At 36.3% G+C, this 19,859-nt stretch carries 25 protein-coding genes; 18 read left to right on the top strand and 7 right to left on the bottom strand.

The window, feature by feature from the left end; genetic code table 11:
- Positions 1-13: 13 nt before the first annotated feature.
- The 6 genes from IHV10_RS13550 (at position 14) to IHV10_RS13525 (ending at position 4,753) form a co-directional block, all read left to right on the top strand.
- Entirely contained in the window at positions 14-1,021 is a 1,008-nt protein-coding gene (locus IHV10_RS13550; RefSeq protein ID WP_197130496.1) for an ABC transporter ATP-binding protein, read from the top strand.
- Positions 1,008-1,778: an ABC transporter ATP-binding protein gene (locus tag IHV10_RS13545; RefSeq protein WP_197130493.1), complete on the top strand. Its 771-nt coding sequence runs from the start codon at positions 1,008-1,010 to the stop codon at positions 1,776-1,778. The genes IHV10_RS13550 and IHV10_RS13545 overlap by 14 nt, the downstream gene beginning before the upstream one ends.
- Positions 1,779-1,844: 66 nt before the next feature.
- Positions 1,845-3,182, top strand: coding sequence for an MATE family efflux transporter (locus tag IHV10_RS13540; RefSeq protein ID WP_197130490.1), 1,338 nt, complete (start codon positions 1,845-1,847; stop codon positions 3,180-3,182).
- 125 nt (positions 3,183-3,307) lie between these two features.
- Positions 3,308-3,634 (top strand): PadR family transcriptional regulator, encoded by a 327-nt coding sequence (locus tag IHV10_RS13535; RefSeq protein WP_197130487.1) that lies wholly within the window; start codon positions 3,308-3,310, stop codon positions 3,632-3,634.
- The gene (locus tag IHV10_RS13530; protein WP_197130484.1) at positions 3,631-4,254 is read left to right on the top strand and encodes a permease prefix domain 1-containing protein; all 624 of its coding nucleotides are present in this window, start codon (positions 3,631-3,633) and stop codon (positions 4,252-4,254) included. Before IHV10_RS13535 ends, IHV10_RS13530 begins: the two co-directional genes overlap by 4 nt.
- A gap of 31 nt (positions 4,255-4,285) precedes the next feature.
- Positions 4,286-4,753, top strand: a complete 468-nt coding sequence (locus IHV10_RS13525; protein WP_197130481.1) for a hypothetical protein — start codon at positions 4,286-4,288, stop codon at positions 4,751-4,753.
- A gap of 43 nt (positions 4,754-4,796) precedes the next feature.
- Here the strand turns inward: IHV10_RS13525 and IHV10_RS13520 are convergent, their stop codons facing one another.
- On the bottom strand, positions 4,797-5,603 hold the full coding sequence (locus tag IHV10_RS13520) for a YwqG family protein (RefSeq protein WP_197130478.1): 807 nt from the start codon (positions 5,601-5,603) through the stop codon (positions 4,797-4,799).
- Positions 5,604-5,996: 393 nt separating this feature from the next.
- Here IHV10_RS13520 and IHV10_RS13515 point away from each other — a divergent pair, with 393 nt between their 5' ends.
- Positions 5,997-6,752 carry an alpha/beta hydrolase gene (locus tag IHV10_RS13515; protein ID WP_197130475.1) on the top strand — a complete coding sequence of 252 codons (756 nt, stop codon included), beginning with the start codon at positions 5,997-5,999 and terminating at the stop codon, positions 6,750-6,752.
- Between the two features lie 55 nt (positions 6,753-6,807).
- On the opposite strand, the gene IHV10_RS13510 is transcribed toward IHV10_RS13515, so the two are convergent.
- Entirely contained in the window at positions 6,808-7,158 is a 351-nt protein-coding gene (locus IHV10_RS13510; protein WP_197130471.1) for a hypothetical protein, read from the bottom strand.
- A gap of 148 nt (positions 7,159-7,306) precedes the next feature.
- On the opposite strand from IHV10_RS13510, the gene IHV10_RS13505 reads away from it, so the two are divergent.
- From IHV10_RS13505 to IHV10_RS13485, 5 genes are all read left to right on the top strand, one after another.
- Positions 7,307-7,801: a DinB family protein gene (locus tag IHV10_RS13505; protein WP_197131170.1), complete on the top strand. Its 495-nt coding sequence runs from the start codon at positions 7,307-7,309 to the stop codon at positions 7,799-7,801.
- A gap of 150 nt (positions 7,802-7,951) precedes the next feature.
- Positions 7,952-8,542: a class I SAM-dependent methyltransferase gene (locus tag IHV10_RS13500; RefSeq protein ID WP_197130467.1), complete on the top strand. Its 591-nt coding sequence runs from the start codon at positions 7,952-7,954 to the stop codon at positions 8,540-8,542.
- Positions 8,532-9,218 (top strand): response regulator transcription factor, encoded by a 687-nt coding sequence (locus IHV10_RS13495; RefSeq protein ID WP_197130465.1) that lies wholly within the window; start codon positions 8,532-8,534, stop codon positions 9,216-9,218. The genes IHV10_RS13500 and IHV10_RS13495 overlap by 11 nt, the downstream gene beginning before the upstream one ends.
- Positions 9,215-10,297: a sensor histidine kinase gene (locus IHV10_RS13490; protein ID WP_197130463.1), complete on the top strand. Its 1,083-nt coding sequence runs from the start codon at positions 9,215-9,217 to the stop codon at positions 10,295-10,297. Before IHV10_RS13495 ends, IHV10_RS13490 begins: the two co-directional genes overlap by 4 nt.
- A 135-nt stretch (positions 10,298-10,432) precedes the next feature.
- Entirely contained in the window at positions 10,433-11,212 is a 780-nt protein-coding gene (locus IHV10_RS13485; RefSeq protein ID WP_197130461.1) for a TVP38/TMEM64 family protein, read from the top strand.
- 101 nt (positions 11,213-11,313) lie between these two features.
- Here the strand turns inward: IHV10_RS13485 and IHV10_RS13480 are convergent, their stop codons facing one another.
- Together IHV10_RS13480 and IHV10_RS13475 are read right to left on the bottom strand one after the other, a co-directional pair.
- Entirely contained in the window at positions 11,314-11,967 is a 654-nt protein-coding gene (locus tag IHV10_RS13480; RefSeq protein WP_197130459.1) for a YdcF family protein, read from the bottom strand.
- 202 nt (positions 11,968-12,169) lie between these two features.
- Positions 12,170-13,003 carry a YitT family protein gene (locus IHV10_RS13475; protein ID WP_197130457.1) on the bottom strand — a complete coding sequence of 278 codons (834 nt, stop codon included), beginning with the start codon at positions 13,001-13,003 and terminating at the stop codon, positions 12,170-12,172.
- A 141-nt stretch (positions 13,004-13,144) separates the two neighbouring features.
- Between IHV10_RS13475 and IHV10_RS13470 the strand changes: the two genes are divergently transcribed.
- From IHV10_RS13470 to IHV10_RS13460, 3 genes are all read left to right on the top strand, one after another.
- Positions 13,145-13,819 (top strand): GntR family transcriptional regulator, encoded by a 675-nt coding sequence (locus IHV10_RS13470; RefSeq protein ID WP_197130455.1) that lies wholly within the window; start codon positions 13,145-13,147, stop codon positions 13,817-13,819.
- A 36-nt stretch (positions 13,820-13,855) separates the two neighbouring features.
- Positions 13,856-14,476, top strand: a complete 621-nt coding sequence (locus IHV10_RS13465; protein ID WP_197130453.1) for a chloramphenicol phosphotransferase CPT family protein — start codon at positions 13,856-13,858, stop codon at positions 14,474-14,476.
- A gap of 106 nt (positions 14,477-14,582) precedes the next feature.
- Positions 14,583-15,839, top strand: coding sequence for a DUF445 domain-containing protein (locus IHV10_RS13460; RefSeq protein ID WP_231619555.1), 1,257 nt, complete (start codon positions 14,583-14,585; stop codon positions 15,837-15,839).
- 83 nt (positions 15,840-15,922) lie between these two features.
- Here the strand turns inward: IHV10_RS13460 and IHV10_RS13455 are convergent, their stop codons facing one another.
- On the bottom strand, positions 15,923-16,345 hold the full coding sequence (locus tag IHV10_RS13455; RefSeq protein WP_197130450.1) for an Lrp/AsnC family transcriptional regulator: 423 nt from the start codon (positions 16,343-16,345) through the stop codon (positions 15,923-15,925).
- Positions 16,346-16,505: 160 nt separating this feature from the next.
- Between IHV10_RS13455 and IHV10_RS13450 the strand changes: the two genes are divergently transcribed.
- Complete coding sequence (locus tag IHV10_RS13450) at positions 16,506-16,703, top strand: DUF1272 domain-containing protein (protein WP_231619554.1); 198 nt, start codon at positions 16,506-16,508, stop codon at positions 16,701-16,703.
- Positions 16,704-17,056: 353 nt separating this feature from the next.
- The gene (locus tag IHV10_RS13445; protein WP_197130448.1) at positions 17,057-17,611 is read left to right on the top strand and encodes an undecaprenyl-diphosphatase; all 555 of its coding nucleotides are present in this window, start codon (positions 17,057-17,059) and stop codon (positions 17,609-17,611) included.
- Between the two features lie 66 nt (positions 17,612-17,677).
- On the opposite strand, the gene IHV10_RS13440 is transcribed toward IHV10_RS13445, so the two are convergent.
- Entirely contained in the window at positions 17,678-18,304 is a 627-nt protein-coding gene (locus IHV10_RS13440) for a class I SAM-dependent methyltransferase (RefSeq protein ID WP_197130445.1), read from the bottom strand.
- A 197-nt stretch (positions 18,305-18,501) separates the two neighbouring features.
- Positions 18,502-19,221, bottom strand: a complete 720-nt coding sequence (locus IHV10_RS13435) for a hypothetical protein (RefSeq protein WP_197130442.1) — start codon at positions 19,219-19,221, stop codon at positions 18,502-18,504.
- Positions 19,222-19,380: 159 nt separating this feature from the next.
- Here IHV10_RS13435 and IHV10_RS13430 point away from each other — a divergent pair, with 159 nt between their 5' ends.
- Positions 19,381-19,770: a GNAT family N-acetyltransferase gene (locus tag IHV10_RS13430; protein WP_197131162.1), complete on the top strand. Its 390-nt coding sequence runs from the start codon at positions 19,381-19,383 to the stop codon at positions 19,768-19,770.
- Positions 19,771-19,859: the final 89 nt, after the last annotated feature.

Here is a 19,859-nt window from a genome sequence, read left to right as displayed (position 1 = left end):
GAGGAGGTTTGCAATGTTTGAGAACAAAACGACAACTTCATGTGAGAATAATATGCTCGTTGTGGAAAACCTTTCTGTGACTGTGCGTAACAGCAGGGAAAAGTTAATCCGCAATCTAAATTTTTCTATTCCTCAAGGTGAAATATTTGGGTTAGTCGGAGAAAGCGGCAGTGGAAAAAGTTTGACGGCAACCGTGATTTTGGGAATGCTTTCTAAGTCTCTGGAAGTTACAAGCGGATCTGTTATATTTGGTCAATCAGAGATCACGTCGTTAAGTGAAAAAGAGCTAAGAAATATTCGCGGTCGTGATATTGCTTACCTCTCACAAAACTATCAAAGCTTTTTTACTCCATTCATAAAAGTTGGAAAGCAATTTATTGAGATTATAAGATGTCACACTGACATGAGTAGAAAAGAAGCAAAGAAAGTGGCTATTCATTGGCTGAACAAAGTCCACTTACCTGCAGAACGTGTATTTAACAGCTTTCCTGATGAACTTAGTGGCGGACAATTGCAGAGAGCTTCTATCGCATCAGCCATAATGTTTCAGCCGAAACTGATCATTGCAGATGAACCAACAACTGCTCTAGACGTGTTAACCGGAGAAAGAATTCTAGATCTCCTGTCTGAACTTAAAGAAGAGTTGAATTGCTCAATTCTCCTAATCTCACACGACCTGAAACATATTATTAACCGGACGCAAACAGTTGGCGTTATGTACGGTGGACAAATTGTAGAAATAGGAAAAACTAGAGCTGTAGTGGCGGATCCTATCCATCCTTATACAAATCTATTACTTCAGTCGAGGCTCAGATTGAATAAGCATATTCAACATGAATTGACGACTATGCTTGGTGAACCTGGATTAATAGCTGAAGAGGGGTGTCCTTTTTCGAAAAGATGTCCGAGTGTTATGAAATCCTGCAGCAACATAGTGCCAATGAGTAGCTTAGGAACAGACCATTCGGCTGCCTGTCATCTGGTGAATGCAGAAAGGGAAGAACGGTATGTTACACGTTAATTCAATCTCGAAGACGTATCACTCAAAACCAGCTTTACGTGATATTTCACTCTACGTTAATGCTGGTGAAAGCATAGGGATCATTGGAGAGAGTGGCAGTGGTAAGAGTACTCTTGGTAAGATCATTTTAGGGCTAGAGAAACCTGATCAAGGAGATGTACATTTTAGAGGGAATAACCTCCACACGCTAAAAGTACAAGCTTTAAAAGCATTCAGGCGTCACCTTCAAATCGTGTTTCAAGATCCTGCCGGGTCATTAAACCCTAAACTTCCTGTGTGGAAGTCTGTGGTTGAACCGTTAGAAAATTATCCAGACGCTATCCCTTCATTTTTAAAAGAAGTAAGACATGATCGTAAGAAGATGGCCGAAGTCTTGTTTCAAAAAGTGGGCCTGTCACCTGAACTTCTGGAGAGATATCCACACCAACTAAGTGGTGGACAAAAACAAAGGATAGCCGTAGCGAGGGGAATTAGCTTAGAACCAGATCTGCTGGTGTGCGATGAACCTACTTCAAGTCTGGATGTTTCTGTACAAGCACAAGTCCTCAATCTGTTAAAGAAGTTACAGCGAGACTTGAACCTCTCTGTTCTATTCATCTCGCATGATATCGCTGCAGTCCAATTCATGTGCGAACGAATCGTGGTATTAAAGGATGGTATCTTAGTTGATGCATTTTTAACGAGAGAACTTTTTTCCACAGCTCGTCATCCTTATACAAAAATGCTAGTAGAGATGAGTATGGAACAAGACCAGTAATGGAAGAGAACCAACACTTGTTTAAACAAAGTGCTGGTTTTATTTATTTTAGGAGGATGAACTTTATTGAATCATTCGAAATACTTAGGATTGGCACTACCGCTGATTCTTACAACCATCACGACTCCTCTCCTTGGTGCAGTTGATACGGCTGTTGTTGGACAGCTGGATGATTCCTCTTACATAGCTGGAGTGGCAGTCGGCACGATTATCTTTAATACGATGTATTGGCTGTTTGGATTTTTGAGAGTGAGTACATCTGGATTTGCTGCACAAGCACATGGAACAAAAAATGAGGAAGATATTTTACGTTCACTCAGTAGACCTTTGCTCCTGGCACTCAGCATAAGCGCAATTTTAGTAGCACTCCAATATCCGATAAAAGAACAGTTTCTACCGCTGTTGACATCTGATCCAGTCGTTCAGTCTCTAGCAACAGATTATTTTGCGATTCGTATATGGGGTGTACCATTCGGACTGCTCAATTATGTAATCATAGGATGGATGATGGGACTGGCAATGATTAAGAAAACTTTGTTCCTTCAAATGTACATGAACGTAACGAACATTGTACTTGATATTCTATTTGTTAAAGTCTTCTCATGGGGCGTGGGAGGGGTTGCAGCGGCTACATTGATTTCGGAGGTCTCTACTTTCGTAATCGGTCTATTCATTGTTTGGAAAGCGATTCCCGCTAAGCAACGTAAAAAGATTCTCCAAATAAAATCAATCGATCTATCTTCTTATAAAAAAATGATGAGGATGAACAGAGATCTATTCATTCGAACATTATGCTTATTAATTGTGTTTAATGTTTTTACGGCAAAAGGAGGCACTTTCGGTACAGAGATTCTTGCGGCAAACGCCATCTTGATTCAGATCCACTACATCATGGCGTATATATATGATGGATTCGCCAATGCTTCAAGTATATTAACAGGAAGAGCAATAGGTTCTAACGATAAGACACTTTATCAAACAACGATAAGACTCACTTTTCAATGGGCAGTTATCTCATCACTCATCATTTCAAGTGTATATTACTTATTCAATGATCAGATACACCAAATGTTCACCTCGATACCTGAAGTACTTCATGAAGTAGGTACGTACGAAGCTTGGATCGTATGTTTTCCGCTCGTCTCAAGCTTTGGAGTTGTACTTCATGGAATTTTTGTAGGAGCAACAGAAGCCTCTTCATTACGTAATACTATGATTCTAGCATTACTCGTTTTCTTAATTTCTCTTTTCTTAGCAGCACGTTTAGATAATCATGGATTATGGTTAGCTTTTATTCTTTTCAGTTCCGCTCGATCGATGTTCTTAATTTTACATGTGCCAAAGTTAACGAGGACACTAGGATTTCGTGAAATTCGCTATAGTGGAGAGAGTAAAGAATTTTAACAAACTAAAGGACAATTAAACAAAACACGGGGTACTATTAAAATGCCCTGTTTTTTTGGGGTAACACCCTTGTAATACGATGTACATCGTATTACAATATAATTAGAAAATATTGGAGGTTGAACATGGATAAAGAACTATTGAAGGGGAGCATAGAAATCTTGCTTCTTTCACTATTAGTTGATCGAGATAGTTATGGCTACGAAATGACAAGGAATTTACGAATATTAAGTAACGAAGAATTCTCCATGAACGAGGGAACCCTTTATCCTGCTTTAAAAAGGTTAGAGAAAAAAGAGTGTGTGACTTCTTATTGGAAACAAGGAACTGATGGTAATCGGCGTAAATATTATTCTTTAACATCAACTGGACGAAAAATCCTAACGGAAAAGCGAAAAGATTGGAAACAAATTAATGAGCTTATGGATAAAACGTTGGAGGGCTTGTTATGAAGAATTTAGATCAATATATCGATGTAATCGTAGAAGGTCTACCGTTAGAAGAGAAAGAGGACATTCGAGAAGAGATGATACAGCACCTAAATGATCACATGAATGAGTTGATGATAAAGGGATACTCTGAGCAAGAATCGTTACAGATTGCCATAAAGGCATTCGGAAACGAGAAAAAAATGAATTGGGAAATGAAAAAAGCAGTATATCCCTTTTATAAGATTTCACGTTTTCTCTGGAACACCGTATTCGTTACCCTCGTTTTTTGTGTGCTTTCTTATATGATCATGGAGCATTACAATCCAGGAGCCGATAACATAGCACCTTTATCCAGTGTTTTAGGGGGTTTCTTCATTATTTTCTTCGTAGCAGGGATGGCTGAACTAATTTATGAAGCCATACAATTAAGTTCAGTGAAGATGAAATATATAATGAATCCATGGGTATTCTTTTTTACTCCCTCAATTTTTATCGGTGGGATCATGTTTTTAGCTTACTTTCAGAACCCAGAACAATATCAGAATGGAATATGGGTTGATCTGTTGGTTGTTCCAATTGGTGCCTTTTGCTATGTGATAGCTAGACAAATTTTCAATCAACTCTTTAAACGATCAATCTAAACGGCAGTCTAGGAGAAGGAGTAGGCGTATTATGAGACGATACTTAAATGTGATAGCAGGAATCTTTTTTATTGTTTTATTAACTGCTTGTATTGGAGAAGACTATGATGCCGGACCACCAGAGATAAGACTTAGCGTTAACGAAGACGTATATTCTTTAAAGAAAGCAAATGTTAATTGGAAGACAGAAGACAAGGAGTTTAAGAATAAAGTAGAGAACCCTTTAATGCTAGCTAGTGAACAAAAAGAAATCAAGGTTTCGCCTAACCAATCAGCTGAATTAATCTTACTAGAAAACAAAGAAGATGGCGGAGAATACACGAATGAGACGATCGAAGTATCATTATGGCAAGGTGATAAGAAAATAGAGTTAACGTCCTTAACTCCAAACGATCATTCATTTTCCTTTACGAATGATCCTGGTCATTATGTATTAGTTGTTGAATTCAGTACAAAAAATGGGAGTTCAGAGTATGTGGGGAATATCGTACTGAAGTAGCTTCTAAAAGAAAAGGGCAACCACCAAGTTGCCCTTTTTTCTATTAATGACAATCCCAGTTGAATAGAACGCGAGAAAAGTCCTTATTTCTTAAATCTTCTTTCGTAATAAAAAAGTTGCCTACACCTGCATCTCCCCACATGATGTCATTCTCACCTTCGTCATCTGTATCAATCTGAAGCAACGTAATGCGGTAATCATCAAATTGGGTTCCATAATCACGTGGGTCCGTTTGCGTAAAGAATGCGTATCCCCCTATTTTGTGGCCCATGTTCTCAACACTTTCACAAAAAAGGTCATATAGCGTTTCTTCTCCCCACATATTCTCTTCACCTGTTACCTGATCCATATCAATAGATTCATAACTTTCTTCAAACTGAAAATCACTTACACCAAGTGCTTCTTTTGACAAGAAAAAAGATAAACGGTATTCACCATTGTAAGGAAGGTGCTCCTCTATCGAATTTTCCGAAGTGAAAGAGTCTATTGCGTGAGGCGGCTCAATGTTCTCATGATAGATGACGCGGAAATTACTTTGATTAGTCGGGTTATCAAAATCCATACCCATCACATCATCATTTTTAGAAAGATAGAATTGCAAAATCCCAGTCGTTGGGAAGTGTTCGAGATTAGGGATTTCCTCAAAATTAAGTTGGCAGAGAAGAGCCATTGGTAATCCGGAAGAATCTAAAGGATAAGAGACTCCTTCAGGCAAGTAAGGAGATCCTCCAATTTTGCTGACTTTTAAAGAGGTGGACTGACGTGTAGCTTGTATTTTAACAAAAGGAACAACCGTTTTCTCGATGTCGCTCCTATAAGGTTCTAATGCTTTTGGAAGTGATAAAGTCATAGTGTGTAATATTCTCCTTTTCTTTTAAGTGTAAGTTTCCAGTAATCGTATTACAATAAAAATATATGGTCATATATAGTCATTTAAGTAAGTCGAAATGAAGCATAAATATATATTAGAGGTGTGAAGAAGGGGAGAGTCCAAAAATATTTATTTTATTTTGTACCGATTTATTTAACATTAATTGCTTTCGACTTTTACAGATATAAAGAACTGCAATTATTAAAAATCTCATTATACCCTTGCTTTATGTAATCGTTGTCTTCATTTTAGATTGGTCAAAACCAAAGAATCATGAAAACAAAAGCTAAATAACTTAGGGAGATTTTTGCAGGTAATGGTGTTACTTTCTTGAATGAATAGGGTAAGTTGTAGTGAAATGGAGGGATTCGTATGACAGAGAAGCATTCTGTAATGGCTGAAGCTCAACCTTTTTTTTTTGAAGGCAACAAGGTGGGAATATTGATTTCTCATGGTTTTACTGGTTCTACGCAAAGTATGCGTCCTTTGGGAGAGGCATACGCAAAGGCAGGATATACCGTATGTGGTCCGAGGCTGAAGGGGCATGGTACCCATTATGAGGATATGGAAAAGACTACATATCATGATTGGATTGCTTCCATTGAAGAAGGTTACCAATGGTTGAAAGAACGTTGTGACACCATTTTTGTAACGGGTCTCTCTATGGGAGGAACACTTACGTTATATGTTGCAGAAACATATCCTGATATTAAAGCAATCATTCCAATCAATGCAGCGATCGACATCCAAGACATGGAAAACATGCAACATTCCAACCATCGATTTCTAGACGCCATCGGTTCAGACTTAAAGAATCCGGATGTGAAAGAACTTGCCTATGAAAAAACTCCAGTTCAATCTCTAAAAGAAATTGTATTGTTAATGAAAAAAGTAAAAGAAAGTCTTCATACTGTCACTTGTCCCGCGTTGATTTTTGTATCAACAGAAGATCATGTTGTTCCACCTGATAACTCTCAAACCATCTATGATTCCATTTCATCCCGAAACAAACAGATTATTTATTTAAAGAACAGCTACCATGTTGCTACACTCGACAACGACCAACAACTTATTATTGATGAAACACTTAAGTTTATAGACAAAATACGAAATAAAGTAAATGCATAAGTCAATCAAAAAAACAAACCCGAACCGTCAGCAACAATTCGGGTTTTCTTTGTGTTTATAACTGAGGTTCTTTATTCATATAATGGATTGCAGAATGAGATGGAGAGAAAAGAACGGTGTAGGTGCCTTTGAGCTCTTTCTGTATTTTTGATGAAAGAGATTGACCCATTTGATTATGCTCTTTTTCGAGCTCTAGACCATTTTCACGTAATTTATCGTTATCCCAATCGATCCATTCTCCGTATTGAATAGCCCAATCTCGCAACTTCTCTTTTAGTTCTAAAGAAATAGGTAGTTCATCAAGTTCTAAGTTACAGCCGCACCAATTACACCAAACAGGATCAGTATCAACATCAGCTTCTAATTTTAATTCATAGATATTCATATTTTCGCAACAACATTCCATATGCAACACTCCGTCTAACGTCTTTTGATAATTTTTCCTAATTTATAATAATCTCTAAATATTATAAAGGAAAGACACGAAGTAACGAGAATGGATCGTATAGACTTAAATGAAAACAGTTAGTCAAAAAGGTAGGAGAGTGAAACGTATAGTGCATGTGAAACATCTTTTAGCCGATCAACTGTTAGCCAATGCCAACGATGCCAGCTGGTATCAACCATTTAATGAATCAGTTGAAAACCTATCAGAAGAAGAAGCTTTTTGGAAGCCGAACAAAGACTGTCACAGTATCGCTGAAATTGCTCAGCATCTTCTTTATTGGAATAAGACGTGGCAAACCCGATACAATGAATCGCATGTTCAAGCAGTACCTTCAATTGGGGATAATGACAAAAGTTTTGTGATTCCAGAACATCAAAGTTTCTCACATTTAAAAGAAGAACTGCTGGATGTTCTTTTGAGATGGCAAGGTCTTTTGTCAGAAGAGAAAGTAGAGCGGGAAGTGGATGGTTTTCCTGTCCCTGCAAAATGGTGGGAACTCATCGGGAATGCTGCCACACACAATGCGTACCATATTGGACAGATCATTATGATTCGTAAGTTGCAAAACAGTTGGAAAGTTGACACGGTAGAAGCAAAATAATAAAAGAAATATGGCTGCATCTCAACCATAAGAATGGGGATGCAGTTTTTTTATGCCTTAAACTTAAGAATTCTTAAGGATTATTCCTCTTAATTCTTTAGGTTTGAATTATAGAATGACTATACATTCAAACAATCGGAGTGAATAATTGTGAAATTTTTGTCCTTTTTAGCACAGTATATAAGTAATCCCCGATCAGTAGGAGCCATTCTTCCAAGTTCAAGTTATCTAGCTGATAAAATGGTAAAGAGTATCAATTTTGAGCAAGCAAGATACATTTTAGAATACGGACCGGGTACGGGTGTTTTTACCGAAAAGCTGCTACAAAATCGAAAGCCTAATACGATTATCATCTTATTTGAAAGCAATGAGGAATTCTACAAAATACTTGTACAGAAATACAAAGAGGTGGATAATCTCTACATATACAATGGGTCAGCTGAAAAGGTTGATTGGTACCTTAAAAAATGCGGTATTCCATTTGTAGATTACGTCATATCAGGACTTCCCTTTGCGAGCTTACCAAAGACCGTTTCAAATCGTATCCTGTTTAAAACTTCAAAAGTGTTAAGAAAGAATGGAAAGTTTGTTACGTTTCAATATTCAAACGTAATGAAAGCCTATATTGAACAGTTCTTTTCAAAAGTGGATGTAAGTATTGAGATACGAAATGTCCCACCTGCTTTGGTATTATGCTGTTCATTAGAAGAAGAAAAGATGGAGGGGACTTATGCAATCTAGAGTCTTAATCGTTGATGATGATAGTGATATTCGGAATTTGATTTCCGTTTATTTAGAAAATGAAGGAATGTACACAGTTCAGTCGGAAAATGCAATAGATGCGTTAGAAGAATTGGAGAAGAAGGATTTTGATCTTATCATATTAGATATTATGATGCCCGAGATGGATGGGATCCAAGCGTGTATGAGAATAAGGCAAGAGAGAAATATGCCGATTATTATGCTCTCTGCTAAGTCTGAAGATATGGACAAGATTCAAGGACTAGCTGCTGGTGCAGATGATTACTTATCCAAACCGTTTAATCCTTTAGAATTAATGGCACGTGTTAAATCCCAGCTCAGAAGATATCGAAAATACAACCAAGATACTGATCCAAGTAGGGAATTCATTGAGATTGGAGATCTGAAGATCAATACAGAAACCCGTCAAGTATGGGTGAGAGGGAATGATGTCAGACTCACACCGAAAGAGTTCTCTATTCTAGAGCTGCTTGCCCGTAATAAAGGTATCGTTATGAGCATTGAGAAGATATATGAAGCGGTATGGCAAGAAGATTTCTATAAGTCAGACAGTACTGTCATGGTTCATATTACAAAGATAAGAGAAAAAATTGAAGAAGATCCAAAGAGACCCATCTATATCAAAACGGTTTGGGGAGTCGGCTATAAAATATGAGAATAAAGCGGATTAAAATATCGTTACTTGTAAAACTCCTGGTAGCAGTTGCTGTTAGCTTTATTGTGTCAACTGTGGTTATGATTATCATCTCTCAAATTATTTTGCATCTCTATAATCTTCAATATCTTACTATTGAAGATATTGGTGTAACTACCTATAATTTTATCGTTTTTCTGATTTTTACTTTTGTTATTTTTTCTTTTATTGTTACCTTCTTAGCATTGATACGAAACAAAATCATTTATATAAAGCGTATTACAGAAAGTATTAATGAAATCGCCAACGGAAAATTGGGAATGACGATTGAATTGCAGGGAAACGATGAATTAAGCAAGCTTGCTGAAGATGTTAATAGTATGTCTAAGGAATTATCAAGTAAGTTTGAATATGAAAGACAACTTGAAATAGCGAAAAATGAATTGATTACTAATATATCCCATGATCTGCGCTCCCCTTTAACATCCATCATTGGGTATCTAGACTTGCTGAGAAAGGGGCATTATTCGAGCCAAGATCAATTAAAAGAATATCATGATAGGACTTACTCAAAATCAAAGCGGCTTGAAGCTCTAATCAATGAGCTTTTTGAATATACTCGTTTAACAAGTCCTGATGTAAAATTAGACATTAATGATGTAGACATGACGGGTTTATTAGAACAATTGATCGGGGAATACATTCCTATCTTTGAAAAGGAAGGCCTAACTGTTATAAAGGAGATACCAAAAGAAGAAGTTCTAACTTCTATGGATATTGAAAAAATGGTCCGTGTTTATGACAATCTTTTTATGAATGCCATAAAGTACAGCGCGAAACCTTCTGTTGTTAAAGCTACTTTAGACATACAATCCAATCATGCTGAATTTAGGCTGTCCAATCAAACAGAAAGACCAGAAGTACGAGATATTAATCAATTATTTGAGCGTTTTTTAGTAGGAGACAAAGCCCGAAGCGAGCATGAAGGAACGGGACTTGGACTTGCTATTTCAAAAAGGATTGTAGAACTACATGGAGGTCATATACAAGCGGAGTATATGCATGGCTGGATCACGATTATTATCAAACTTCCAATTTGATCAAAGCTTATGAAGCATGCTTCATAAGCTTTTTTAGTTGGAAAAAGTTAAGAATCGTTAAGAATTTTCCTAAGCTTTTCTTAAGATTTGTTTTACATAATAAATGTAACAGTAAGAAAAGAGGTTGGATGTTAAATGAATTTAAAAACACAACGGGGTACGTTATCATATAAAATCGTCAATCCGTATAGGTATGGCTTTATCATGCATTTAGGAATACTGTTCGTTTCCATATACCTTCTTTCTCAATCACTAGCTACAGTTGAACCATCATATAAGACAATTTTTCTAATCATCGGGTGTAGTGTTATCTTCCTGTTAATAGCATCTTATAGTTTGAAGTGGGACACATTTTTCGAAAAAATGAAGACGGTCTCGATTGTGTATAGCTTATTAATGGCGGCCATTTTTCTCACATATGGTTTGAGTCGCATGATTGTTACTCTTGATAACAAAGGGTTAGAGACGATCCTAACCGAGAACCTGGAACTTGCGAAACTTATCTATTTTTCTGTGTGTTATGCTCAACCCATTATCTTGCCCGTTCCAGAAATCGTAACTGTCGTAGCGGGAAGTGCTGCTCTAGGCCCGTTCACCGCTTTTATCTTAGGATTCATGGGCGCTGTGTTAGGGATTCTTACGATGTTTTATTTATCTCGAACTTTTGGAATGAAAATGGTACAACGATTAGTAAATGAAAAACAATTAGATCAATATCATCGTTTTGTTAAGAAGAATGAAATGTGGATCATCGTTTTGTTGTTCATCGTTCCTGTGTTGCCAGATGAAATTATTTGTGTCGGTGCTGGAGTGAGCGGTGTTAAAACAAGACGCTTTATAATGATTGCTGTATTAGCAAAGCTAGTTACTACATTCTCGTTGGCTTATTCTTTACGAGTGACGGATCTATTTTAACTTATGTGGTTATTGCCCGCTCCGATGAAAGCGAGCTGGATCAATTAAAGTAATAAAGCTCGCATAGACCGAGCTTTATTACTATTCGTATCAAACTAGATTTAATCTATCAGACATACATCCAAAGGAAGAATATCTCCTTTAATTCCATAATGGTTAATCCGTAAATATTCTCCCCATACACGCTTTCTTCCTATTTCTGTTTCCATCCAATTGTTTCTGTTCACTTCGGTTCCTTTGTAAACAGTATTGAATGTAAAAGGAATGTACTCAATTTGATTTGGTAAATGCTTTTTTAAGGTCCTTATTTGTCTGCCAGTAGCATGACTTTTACAAACCACCATTAACGATTGAATCTTCGTAAAGTCAAAAACTTCTAGAGCACAGATTACGTTTTCAAGTGAATTAGTAGATTTTTCTTCAATGATAATGTCTTGTATAGGAATTCCTGCACTTACTAAATAGGACGCAATGACACGGGCTTCAGATACTTCACGATCTGTATTCCCGTCCCAATCGGGATGGGGAATACCTGTTAAGCTTCTTCCTCCAGTTACAATAATCGTGTCTACGTAGTTAAGATTATAAGCTTCAATGACTTTCTCCCAATGCCCACTATGAGTACCACTAAATACAAAAAGTGCATCACATTTTTGAGGACGTACTTTCTTTTCGAAGGTAATAGCGGTTAAAAACTCAACGTCACTTTCGGTGAATTCTGGAATAATGGGTTCTTTAGGTATGATAGGATTCATATTTAGGCTCCTTAATTAGGTTTTAATTCTATATTTAACAATATATTACATACGATTGTTTTCGCAAGATTTTTTTCTTGTTTGTTCTTGTTATTGCCTTTTTGTGCATGATTTGTAGGTCTTAAAGGACGAGAATAAAAAAACAGCCGATTCAAAAAAACTGTATCGGCCGTTTTGTATACTCTTTATATAAAACAGAATCTTAAGTTTTTGGAAATGTAAATCCTTCTCCAAACACATCTCTTACATCATGAACCACAACAAAAGCTTTTTCATCTACACGTTGGATCATTTTCTTTAACAAGAATAGCTCTTGTTTGTTGATTACAACGTAAAGTATGTCTTTTGCTTCATTTGAATAATGACCTCTTGCATTAATAATGGTAACACCACGATCCATCTCATCGCTTACTTTTTTAGCGATCTCGTCTGTACTATCAGAAATAATGGTCACAGCTTTTCTTGTATCGAATCCATCAATTAAGTAATCCAAGATCTTCGTACTAATATAAATGGAGATTCCTGTGTACATCGTATTTTCAATCCCGATGACAAAGGCGGATCCAATTACGACAAGAATATCAAAAACAAACATAGTCGTACTAACACCCCAGCCAAAATGCTGATTCAGCATTCGAGCAATAATGGTTGAGCCGCCAGTTGTACCACCTGATCGTAAAACGAGCCCTAAACCAATACCAATGAATACACCTGCAAAAACAGTTCCAAGCATAATATCTACAGAATCCCCCATGCCTTCAGTTAAATGAATGAAAAGGGAGGTAAAGAAGATAGCAATCATCGTATACCATGTTACTCGTTTATTTAAAACTTTATATCCAATGGCTAAAAGGAAACCGTTCATGATAAAGTTTGTTAGTCCCGGTGACCAACCTAATACATAATAAAGAGTCATTGAAATTCCGGTAACGCCGCCTTCGCCTAGTTCGTTAGGGATGGCGAACCAATTTACCCCCAGTGCGAAAAACAGGGATCCAATGATAATCAATGTAATTTCTTTTCCTGTGTGGTTCATCTTATCACTCCGTTCAAGCTAAATACCTAGGATAATATATCACAGACAATAGGTTTGAACAAGATTGTTCTACAATTTTGTTCAAACTAATATAAACTATGTTAGAATAAGGGAAAAGAACGGTTAGGCAGGTAGTTGAACATGCGTAAAGAGACAGTTGAACAAAAAGTGTATCATTTAATTAAAAACGCAATTTTAAACAGACAAATCGCGCCGGGGAATCAGCTGTTTGAAAATGCTATTGCTCAGAAGGTGAATGCAAGCAGGACGCCAATCCGAAGTGCAATTATGAAGCTAGAATCAGAAGGATTGGTGAATGTAATCCCCAATAAAGGAGCATTCATCGTTCAACCTACGATTGAAGAAATGGTTCAAGCCTTTGAGATGAGAAAGACGTTAGAGGAAATGGCCATTAAGACTGGTTTCTCAAATCTTGCAACAGAAGAAGTCAAAGAGCTCAAGCAACTACTTAAAGAAATGAAGAGTGCATATAAGGAACGCAAAATTGTACCGTACCAAGAGAAAAATAATGAATTTCATCTCGTAATTGCTAAAGCTAGCGGAAATAGCTACTTGATTGAGTTTATGAAGAAAATTTTGAGCCAGATTACCACTTATATGGTTCTGTATGATGTTTTTAATGGAAACTCTAACAATGAAGAGCTAGACATTCTCGAACACGAACAAATGATACATTTTATTGAAAATGGAGAAAAGGAAAACTTACGCTCCTTAATTGATAAACATCTGGATGCTAGTTTAACAAAGCTTCAGCAAGATAAGTTAAATTATCAGTCTCTAACAACTTTGTTTTAATACAGGCGATCTGTCAAAGAATAAAGGAGATTTTGTATGGATCAAACAAAATTCCCAGGTAAAATTATCATTTTAAATGGTACACCTCGATCAGGTAAATCCAGCATCGCCTCTGTCATTCAAAACAATTTTGAAGGAGTATGGATGAATATTGGGGTAGACCGAATCATGGATATGACACCAGTAAAATTTCAACCAAGTATTGGTTTACGACCAGGTGGTGAGCGGCCAGATTTAGAGCCCGTCATACAAAAGGTGTATCTTGCCATGTACAAATCAATTGTTGCTCTCAGTGGTGAAGGTTTAAATGTCATCGTTGATGTGGGTCACCATGAAGGGTATTCTGTAAAGCTTAACATTCTTCAACAAGCTGCTCATATTCTTAGTGGCATGCCAGCATGGCTTATTGGCGTGCAGTGTCCGATTGAAACCGTCATGAAACGGAGGATAGAGACTTGGAATATAGGCTACACTTCAGAAGGAAAGATTCCAACACCTGTAGCACTTTGGCAGCAGTTTGTTCATGAGCCTGGTATATATGATTTAGAAGTAGATACCTCATTATTCACATCAGAAGAATGTGCTGCTCAAGTGTACGAAAGAGTTTATACAGGTCCTCCTCCTAGAGCGCTTCATGACATACAGAATCTCCCTTGAGGCTCCTTAACTTTACAAACTTGAAAATAGTTAATCATTTTTGAATTTTGAACACATAATTTATAATAGTCATCATAATAACTTGTAAAATCTGAGGGATGTACAATTGAAAATAAAAGATAACAAATCCAAATATTATGCAAAAATTTCATTAGGAGTAATGGGTGGTGGATTTTTGGCTATCTTTCCTTTTCAAGATTCAATAGCGGGACAAGTTCTTCAAGGGGGATTTGAAGCAGGTTTAGTTGGTGGTTTGGCAGATTGGTTTGCCGTTACGGCACTATTCCGTCATCCTCTAGGACTCCCAATACCTCATACGGCGCTACTTCCCAAAAATCGTGATCGAATGCTTAAAGCGATCATAAACATGCTAGAGAACGACTGGCTTACTAAAGAGAGTATTCAAAATAAAATTAAAGATATAAATATATCAGAAAAGGCAGTACACGAGTTAGAGCAAAGGTTAGAATCACCTTCCTTTCATAAAGGGGGACAGTCTTTAGTTATCCATCTTATAAACGAAATCGATCCGGTAAAACTATCACCAATTTTAGAAAAAGAGTTAAAAGCATATATACATGGTGTAGACATCGAGCCTGCTCTAGACAAAATGGTGAACGAAGTGCTGAAAAGGGAACTGGATACTAAAGCGCTCGATTATGTATTAATTGAAACTGAAAAATGGTTGAAGAAAGAAGATACAAAGAACAAGATTGGGACCCTTGCTAAACAATTATTAGATAATACGAAGGTAGACGGCTTTATGAAAATGGCCATTCAATCTTTTAGTCAAATGATTAATGCAGAGAAGTTAGGGAATATGTTACAACCTTTCTTTCTAAAAAGAATCGTGCTTCTTCAAGAGCCTAATAATTCATACCGAAAAGCGATTATTGATAAAATTCACAGTGAGATAAGAAATGTGAATGAGCGAAGAGAATTAATCATAGAACTTGGCGAGTGGAAAAACACCATCGTTGACGAGTGGAATCCGTCAGAGCAATTAACTACACTTTTAGAAAAAATGAAGGTTAGACTCATTCAACAAGCTCAAGATGACGAGTGGATTAAGCAAAATGTAATTACTATTTTGCAGAAACAAATACAAAATCTAAAAGAAGATTCAACTAAGATGATGAATATAGAAGGCTGGATCCAAAACCAACTTTCACTCATGGTGGAGAAATATCATGCGAAAATCGGACAACTCGTTAAAGAAAACCTTGAAAAACTGGATAATGAGACATTAATAAATATTATTGAGAATAACGTAGGAAAAGATCTACAATGGATCAGGGTAAACGGGGCGATCTGTGGATTTTTGATAGGAATTCTCTTAACTACCTTTAAGATGGTAGTTTAAAAAAGAATCAGAAGAAAAGACCGATTAAAGGTGTGCTTTAGAACCTTTTGAATCGGTCTTTTCTTATGCATGCTTATGTACATTTAACTTAAAGGTTTATCAGATACGGGTGATGAAAGTCTCATCAATGTTGAAGGTTGTCCAAATGTCATGGAATCATCTATAAAACGTTCTAAAGATTCTACGGTTTGGGTAACAACTTTAATGAGGTAGTTATATTGTCCAGCTAGGCGATGACATTCAATCACATCAGGATGATCTTTGCAGAATTCAACAAATGGTTTGCATTTCGTATTGTCGTACAGAATAAATGCCATGATGGGTTTATTCATTTTTTCAGGATTAATAATGGCTTTATAACCCTCAATTACTTGTTTATCTTCGAGTTTTTTAACACGTTCATGAACGGCAGGATTGGAAAGACCCACTTTCTTACCTAATGCCGTTATGGATATTCGCGCATCTTGCTGCAAATGTAAAAGTATTTCTTTATCAATTTCGTCCATTATAATCCCCTCAACTTTAAAAAATTAAGTATAACTCATTTATTTCCGATGGTTTTAAGGAAAATCATTGGAAATAGCGTAATTATTCCATGTAAAAGCATTTCTGGAAAAAATATAATATATGTAGGAAGTAATTACAACAAAAAGGGGTTAAAACAATATGTTAGAAATGAGAAAGCAATGTGAAAAATGTTCTTTAGAGCTTCACGATAAGTCCGATGCTTACATATGTGTTCATGAATGTACGTACTGCGAAAAATGCACGTCTGAAATGAATCATGTTTGCATGAACTGTAACGGTGAATTAGTCAGACGTCCAAAAGCGGGAGCGCAAATCATAAGTTGTCAATTAAGTTAATGATGGGAGTTTGAGTATCAGCTTAAGCAAATTTATATAAAAATGACTAGAATGGGTTTAATAGTTTACGAGTTTGGTAATATTACTAATAACAATAAACTCATTTTAGGAGGAACTAAAATGCTAACGACAACTGTAAACTTGACTGAATATGCTGGGAACAAGGATTTTGACTTAAATGGTTACATATCTCAATTAATTTCAACACCTTCACAAAAGAAATAACGAATGGCAGCCTATAAGGCTGTTTTTTTGTTTCACAAAAAAATTCCATAAAACTGTTAGAGAAGAATCATTGGAAATCCTTACCTCTTTAAGTAACATGAAAGAATAAAGTTATATGAGGAGATAATATGATTTTAGACACTGATTATAAGTGGTTTAAGTTTATTAATGAACGTGTTTCAACCTATCCGCTAATGGATCATTTAATGATTTTCTTTGCCGAATACGTTCAATATGCATTTGTTTTATTATTGATTATGCTGTGGTGGAGAAATAAAAAGAATAATAGGGTAATTGTATTTCAAGCCTTGTTTGCATTCTCATTATCATACACAGTGAATCGACTGATTGAGTTGTTCCTTTATAGAGAGAGGCCATTTATAACACATGACATCGTACAATTGGTAGAGCATGCTGCGAACTCGTCTTTTCCTAGTGATCACGCAGCTTCAGCCATATCTATTGCTGCAACCTTAATGATGGTAACACTAGGGTATAGATATGTATGGTGTTTGTTCGCCATCTTGATCGCATTTTCAAGAGTTTGGGTGGGGGTTCATTATCCATTCGATGTATTAGCTGGCGCATTGATCGGAGCACTAATCGCACTTGTTACCCATTTTATACTCATTAAAATGAAACCCATCGCTGATTTTCTTAGAAGGCCTATCTTTAACCCATAGTCCTACTCACCCAAAAAACCAGAGGCATCTTAGCCTCTGGTTTTTACTTTTGCTCTAAGAGTATAATTATTTCTTGGTTCCTTTAATTGATACTGTATGAAAACCCCTTGAATCAGGACCTCTTACTAACGAAACATCCTTAAATCCAATATCGTTCATGAATGGCATAACTTGATCTTCTGAAACTTTCTTTACACTTTTCCACGTTTCATTTTCTTTACCATTGGAAAAAGTAATAACCACTATTCCGCCAGGCTTAAGAACTCTATAAATTTCCGAAACGATTGTTTCTACCTCATTCCAAAAATAAATGGTTTGAATACTATACAACTTATTGAACATATTGTCATGAAACGGAAGGTCGTTAAAATTTGCTTCTACCATTTTAGCCTTCTGATTGTTAATCGCTTTTTTGTTGCGAGCGGTAGCCGAACGAATGGCGGTCGCAGAAAGATCGATACCGACAATTTCCTGAACTAGATATTTTTTTGAGATTAATTGTATGGCATAGCCTGCACCACAACCAAGTTCTAAGACACAATCATGATTTTGTAACTCTAATAAATTTATAGTCCATTCAGTTTCAGGTTTGTGTTGTCTGACCATCTTTTCTACAATATATGTACCAATCAATCCTTTAGGTGTTTGGTAGTTCTGATCTACATATTCTTTTATAGAATGAAGTAATTTCATTGTTTTCTCCTTTAAAATAAAAGCTTGTACTTATACTTATTCGCTTTATTCTAAAGTACCCCTTTAAAAGGAGATAGAGAAAAAACGTGAGAGCTTTCTCTATAAAGAATTGGTTAAGTTTTATCCAGATAAAGATAAAATACCAGGAATCAGTTCATTACATAGTAAGGACAGGTGCCTGGTATGCTTATAGATTTTTAGATAGTTGTAACAATTTCACAAGATGTAATATTTAATGTCCAACCGCCACTAATACTTCCTGTATCAACGAAAAAATAATCTTGAACGAAAAGACTCCATAAACCATTAGGAAGTGTATCATTAAAAACGGACAGTTGAGTTCCATAAGGTGGAGTTGGGGCAGGTGAACTATAGGTGCGGGCACAAAAAATACTTGGCTGATAGGTACCAGAAACGATCGGTGTCGGGACTTGACCAGAGGCACTATCATCAAAAGTAAGGATTGCGTTTACAGCATTTATGCTACCACCTGCACAACTCATTAGTTCAACGGTTTGTCCTTGAGGACCAACAAGCAAAAATCCAACATCTTCTGGAAAAGTATGGCTAAAGCCATTTATAGTAGCGGTTACTTTACTAATTCTTCCTGTTAGTCCTGTTACATTGATTTGAGAAGGATATGGAATTGCTGTAGATAAGTCAGGAATTGCAATAGGTGTTGTATTCGTAAAAGTTGTAGTTTGTTCAACACAAGGAGGAACAATTCCAATGGAACATATACAATCGCAATCAAGTAGAATAGGTGAACCATTAAGTAAGCCGATTAAACAATGACCATTGAATCGAACAAAGGATATTCGAAGGATCTCAGAAGAACCTTTCAGCAAAACCTGAAGAATTGTACCAGTACGTAAACAACGAAATGTCTGGCATACACAATTAGTGTTTATTTTCATTACCTCCAATAAAATTAAAGTTAAGCTATCTTATGTTGTACAATGAAAAAATGTGAGGCTTTGTCCCTTGTTTTGAGGGATTAGAAAGGATTGAGACAATTGAATAATCAAGTTAAAATCTTACCTTATCTACCTGAATTCGCAGAACAAACCGTAAAAATGTGGCGTGATAGTAAATATGAAGCAATAGGGGTAAAAGAAATTCATAGTTTTGAAAGTCATATCTATTTTCTGAATAACATCTTAACCAAAGAGTTTATCGTAGAGTTAGCGCTCGTTAATGAAATGGTTGCTGGAATGATCGCTTATCATCAATCAGAAATAAGCCAGCTGTATGTACATATTGAGTTTCAGCAATTAGGAATCGGTAAAACATTGCTTCAGCGAGCAAAGGAACACTCTACTGAAAGGCTAACTTTACACACATTTGAAGTGAACAAGAACGCACAACGTTTCTATGAAAAGAATGGGTTTAAGGTTATTGGAAGAGGACATGAGAATGAAGAAAACTTGCCTGATCTTCTATACGAGTGGAAAGCAAAAGAATAAATGGATATGGAAGATGCCCAACCGACTAACACAACATATCAATAACACAGAATTACTACTCACGGAGTGCACTTTTAAAAATTAGAAGT

Source organism: Fictibacillus sp. 5RED26, from assembly GCF_015903895.1.
GTDB classification, from domain to species: domain Bacteria; phylum Bacillota; class Bacilli; order Bacillales; family Fictibacillaceae; genus Fictibacillus; species Fictibacillus phosphorivorans.
This window is presented reverse-complemented; position numbering and strand designations above follow the sequence as displayed.

Bases quoted from the DNA above. Each gene is read 5' to 3' on its own strand.
- IHV10_RS13550 (WP_197130496.1), top strand. From the start codon at position 14: ATGTTTGAGAACAAAACGACAACTTCATGTGAGAATAATATGCTCGTT.
- IHV10_RS13545 (WP_197130493.1), top strand. From the start codon at position 1,008: ATGTTACACGTTAATTCAATCTCGAAGACGTATCACTCAAAACCAGCT.
- IHV10_RS13535 (WP_197130487.1), top strand. From the start codon at position 3,308: ATGGATAAAGAACTATTGAAGGGGAGCATAGAAATCTTGCTTCTTTCA.
- IHV10_RS13530 (WP_197130484.1), top strand. From the start codon at position 3,631: ATGAAGAATTTAGATCAATATATCGATGTAATCGTAGAAGGTCTACCG.
- IHV10_RS13525 (WP_197130481.1), top strand. From the start codon at position 4,286: ATGAGACGATACTTAAATGTGATAGCAGGAATCTTTTTTATTGTTTTA.
- IHV10_RS13520 (WP_197130478.1), bottom strand. From the start codon at position 5,603: ATGACTTTATCACTTCCAAAAGCATTAGAACCTTATAGGAGCGACATC.
- IHV10_RS13515 (WP_197130475.1), top strand. From the start codon at position 5,997: ATGACAGAGAAGCATTCTGTAATGGCTGAAGCTCAACCTTTTTTTTTT.
- IHV10_RS13510 (WP_197130471.1), bottom strand. From the start codon at position 7,158: ATGGAATGTTGTTGCGAAAATATGAATATCTATGAATTAAAATTAGAA.
- IHV10_RS13495 (WP_197130465.1), top strand. From the start codon at position 8,532: ATGCAATCTAGAGTCTTAATCGTTGATGATGATAGTGATATTCGGAAT.
- IHV10_RS13490 (WP_197130463.1), top strand. From the start codon at position 9,215: ATGAGAATAAAGCGGATTAAAATATCGTTACTTGTAAAACTCCTGGTA.
- IHV10_RS13485 (WP_197130461.1), top strand. From the start codon at position 10,433: ATGAATTTAAAAACACAACGGGGTACGTTATCATATAAAATCGTCAAT.
- IHV10_RS13480 (WP_197130459.1), bottom strand. From the start codon at position 11,967: ATGAATCCTATCATACCTAAAGAACCCATTATTCCAGAATTCACCGAA.
- IHV10_RS13475 (WP_197130457.1), bottom strand. From the start codon at position 13,003: ATGAACCACACAGGAAAAGAAATTACATTGATTATCATTGGATCCCTG.
- IHV10_RS13470 (WP_197130455.1), top strand. From the start codon at position 13,145: ATGCGTAAAGAGACAGTTGAACAAAAAGTGTATCATTTAATTAAAAAC.
- IHV10_RS13465 (WP_197130453.1), top strand. From the start codon at position 13,856: ATGGATCAAACAAAATTCCCAGGTAAAATTATCATTTTAAATGGTACA.
- IHV10_RS13455 (WP_197130450.1), bottom strand. From the start codon at position 16,345: ATGGACGAAATTGATAAAGAAATACTTTTACATTTGCAGCAAGATGCG.
- IHV10_RS13450 (WP_231619554.1), top strand. From the start codon at position 16,506: ATGTTAGAAATGAGAAAGCAATGTGAAAAATGTTCTTTAGAGCTTCAC.
- IHV10_RS13445 (WP_197130448.1), top strand. From the start codon at position 17,057: ATGATTTTAGACACTGATTATAAGTGGTTTAAGTTTATTAATGAACGT.
- IHV10_RS13440 (WP_197130445.1), bottom strand. From the start codon at position 18,304: ATGAAATTACTTCATTCTATAAAAGAATATGTAGATCAGAACTACCAA.
- IHV10_RS13435 (WP_197130442.1), bottom strand. From the start codon at position 19,221: ATGAAAATAAACACTAATTGTGTATGCCAGACATTTCGTTGTTTACGT.
- IHV10_RS13430 (WP_197131162.1), top strand. From the start codon at position 19,381: ATGTGGCGTGATAGTAAATATGAAGCAATAGGGGTAAAAGAAATTCAT.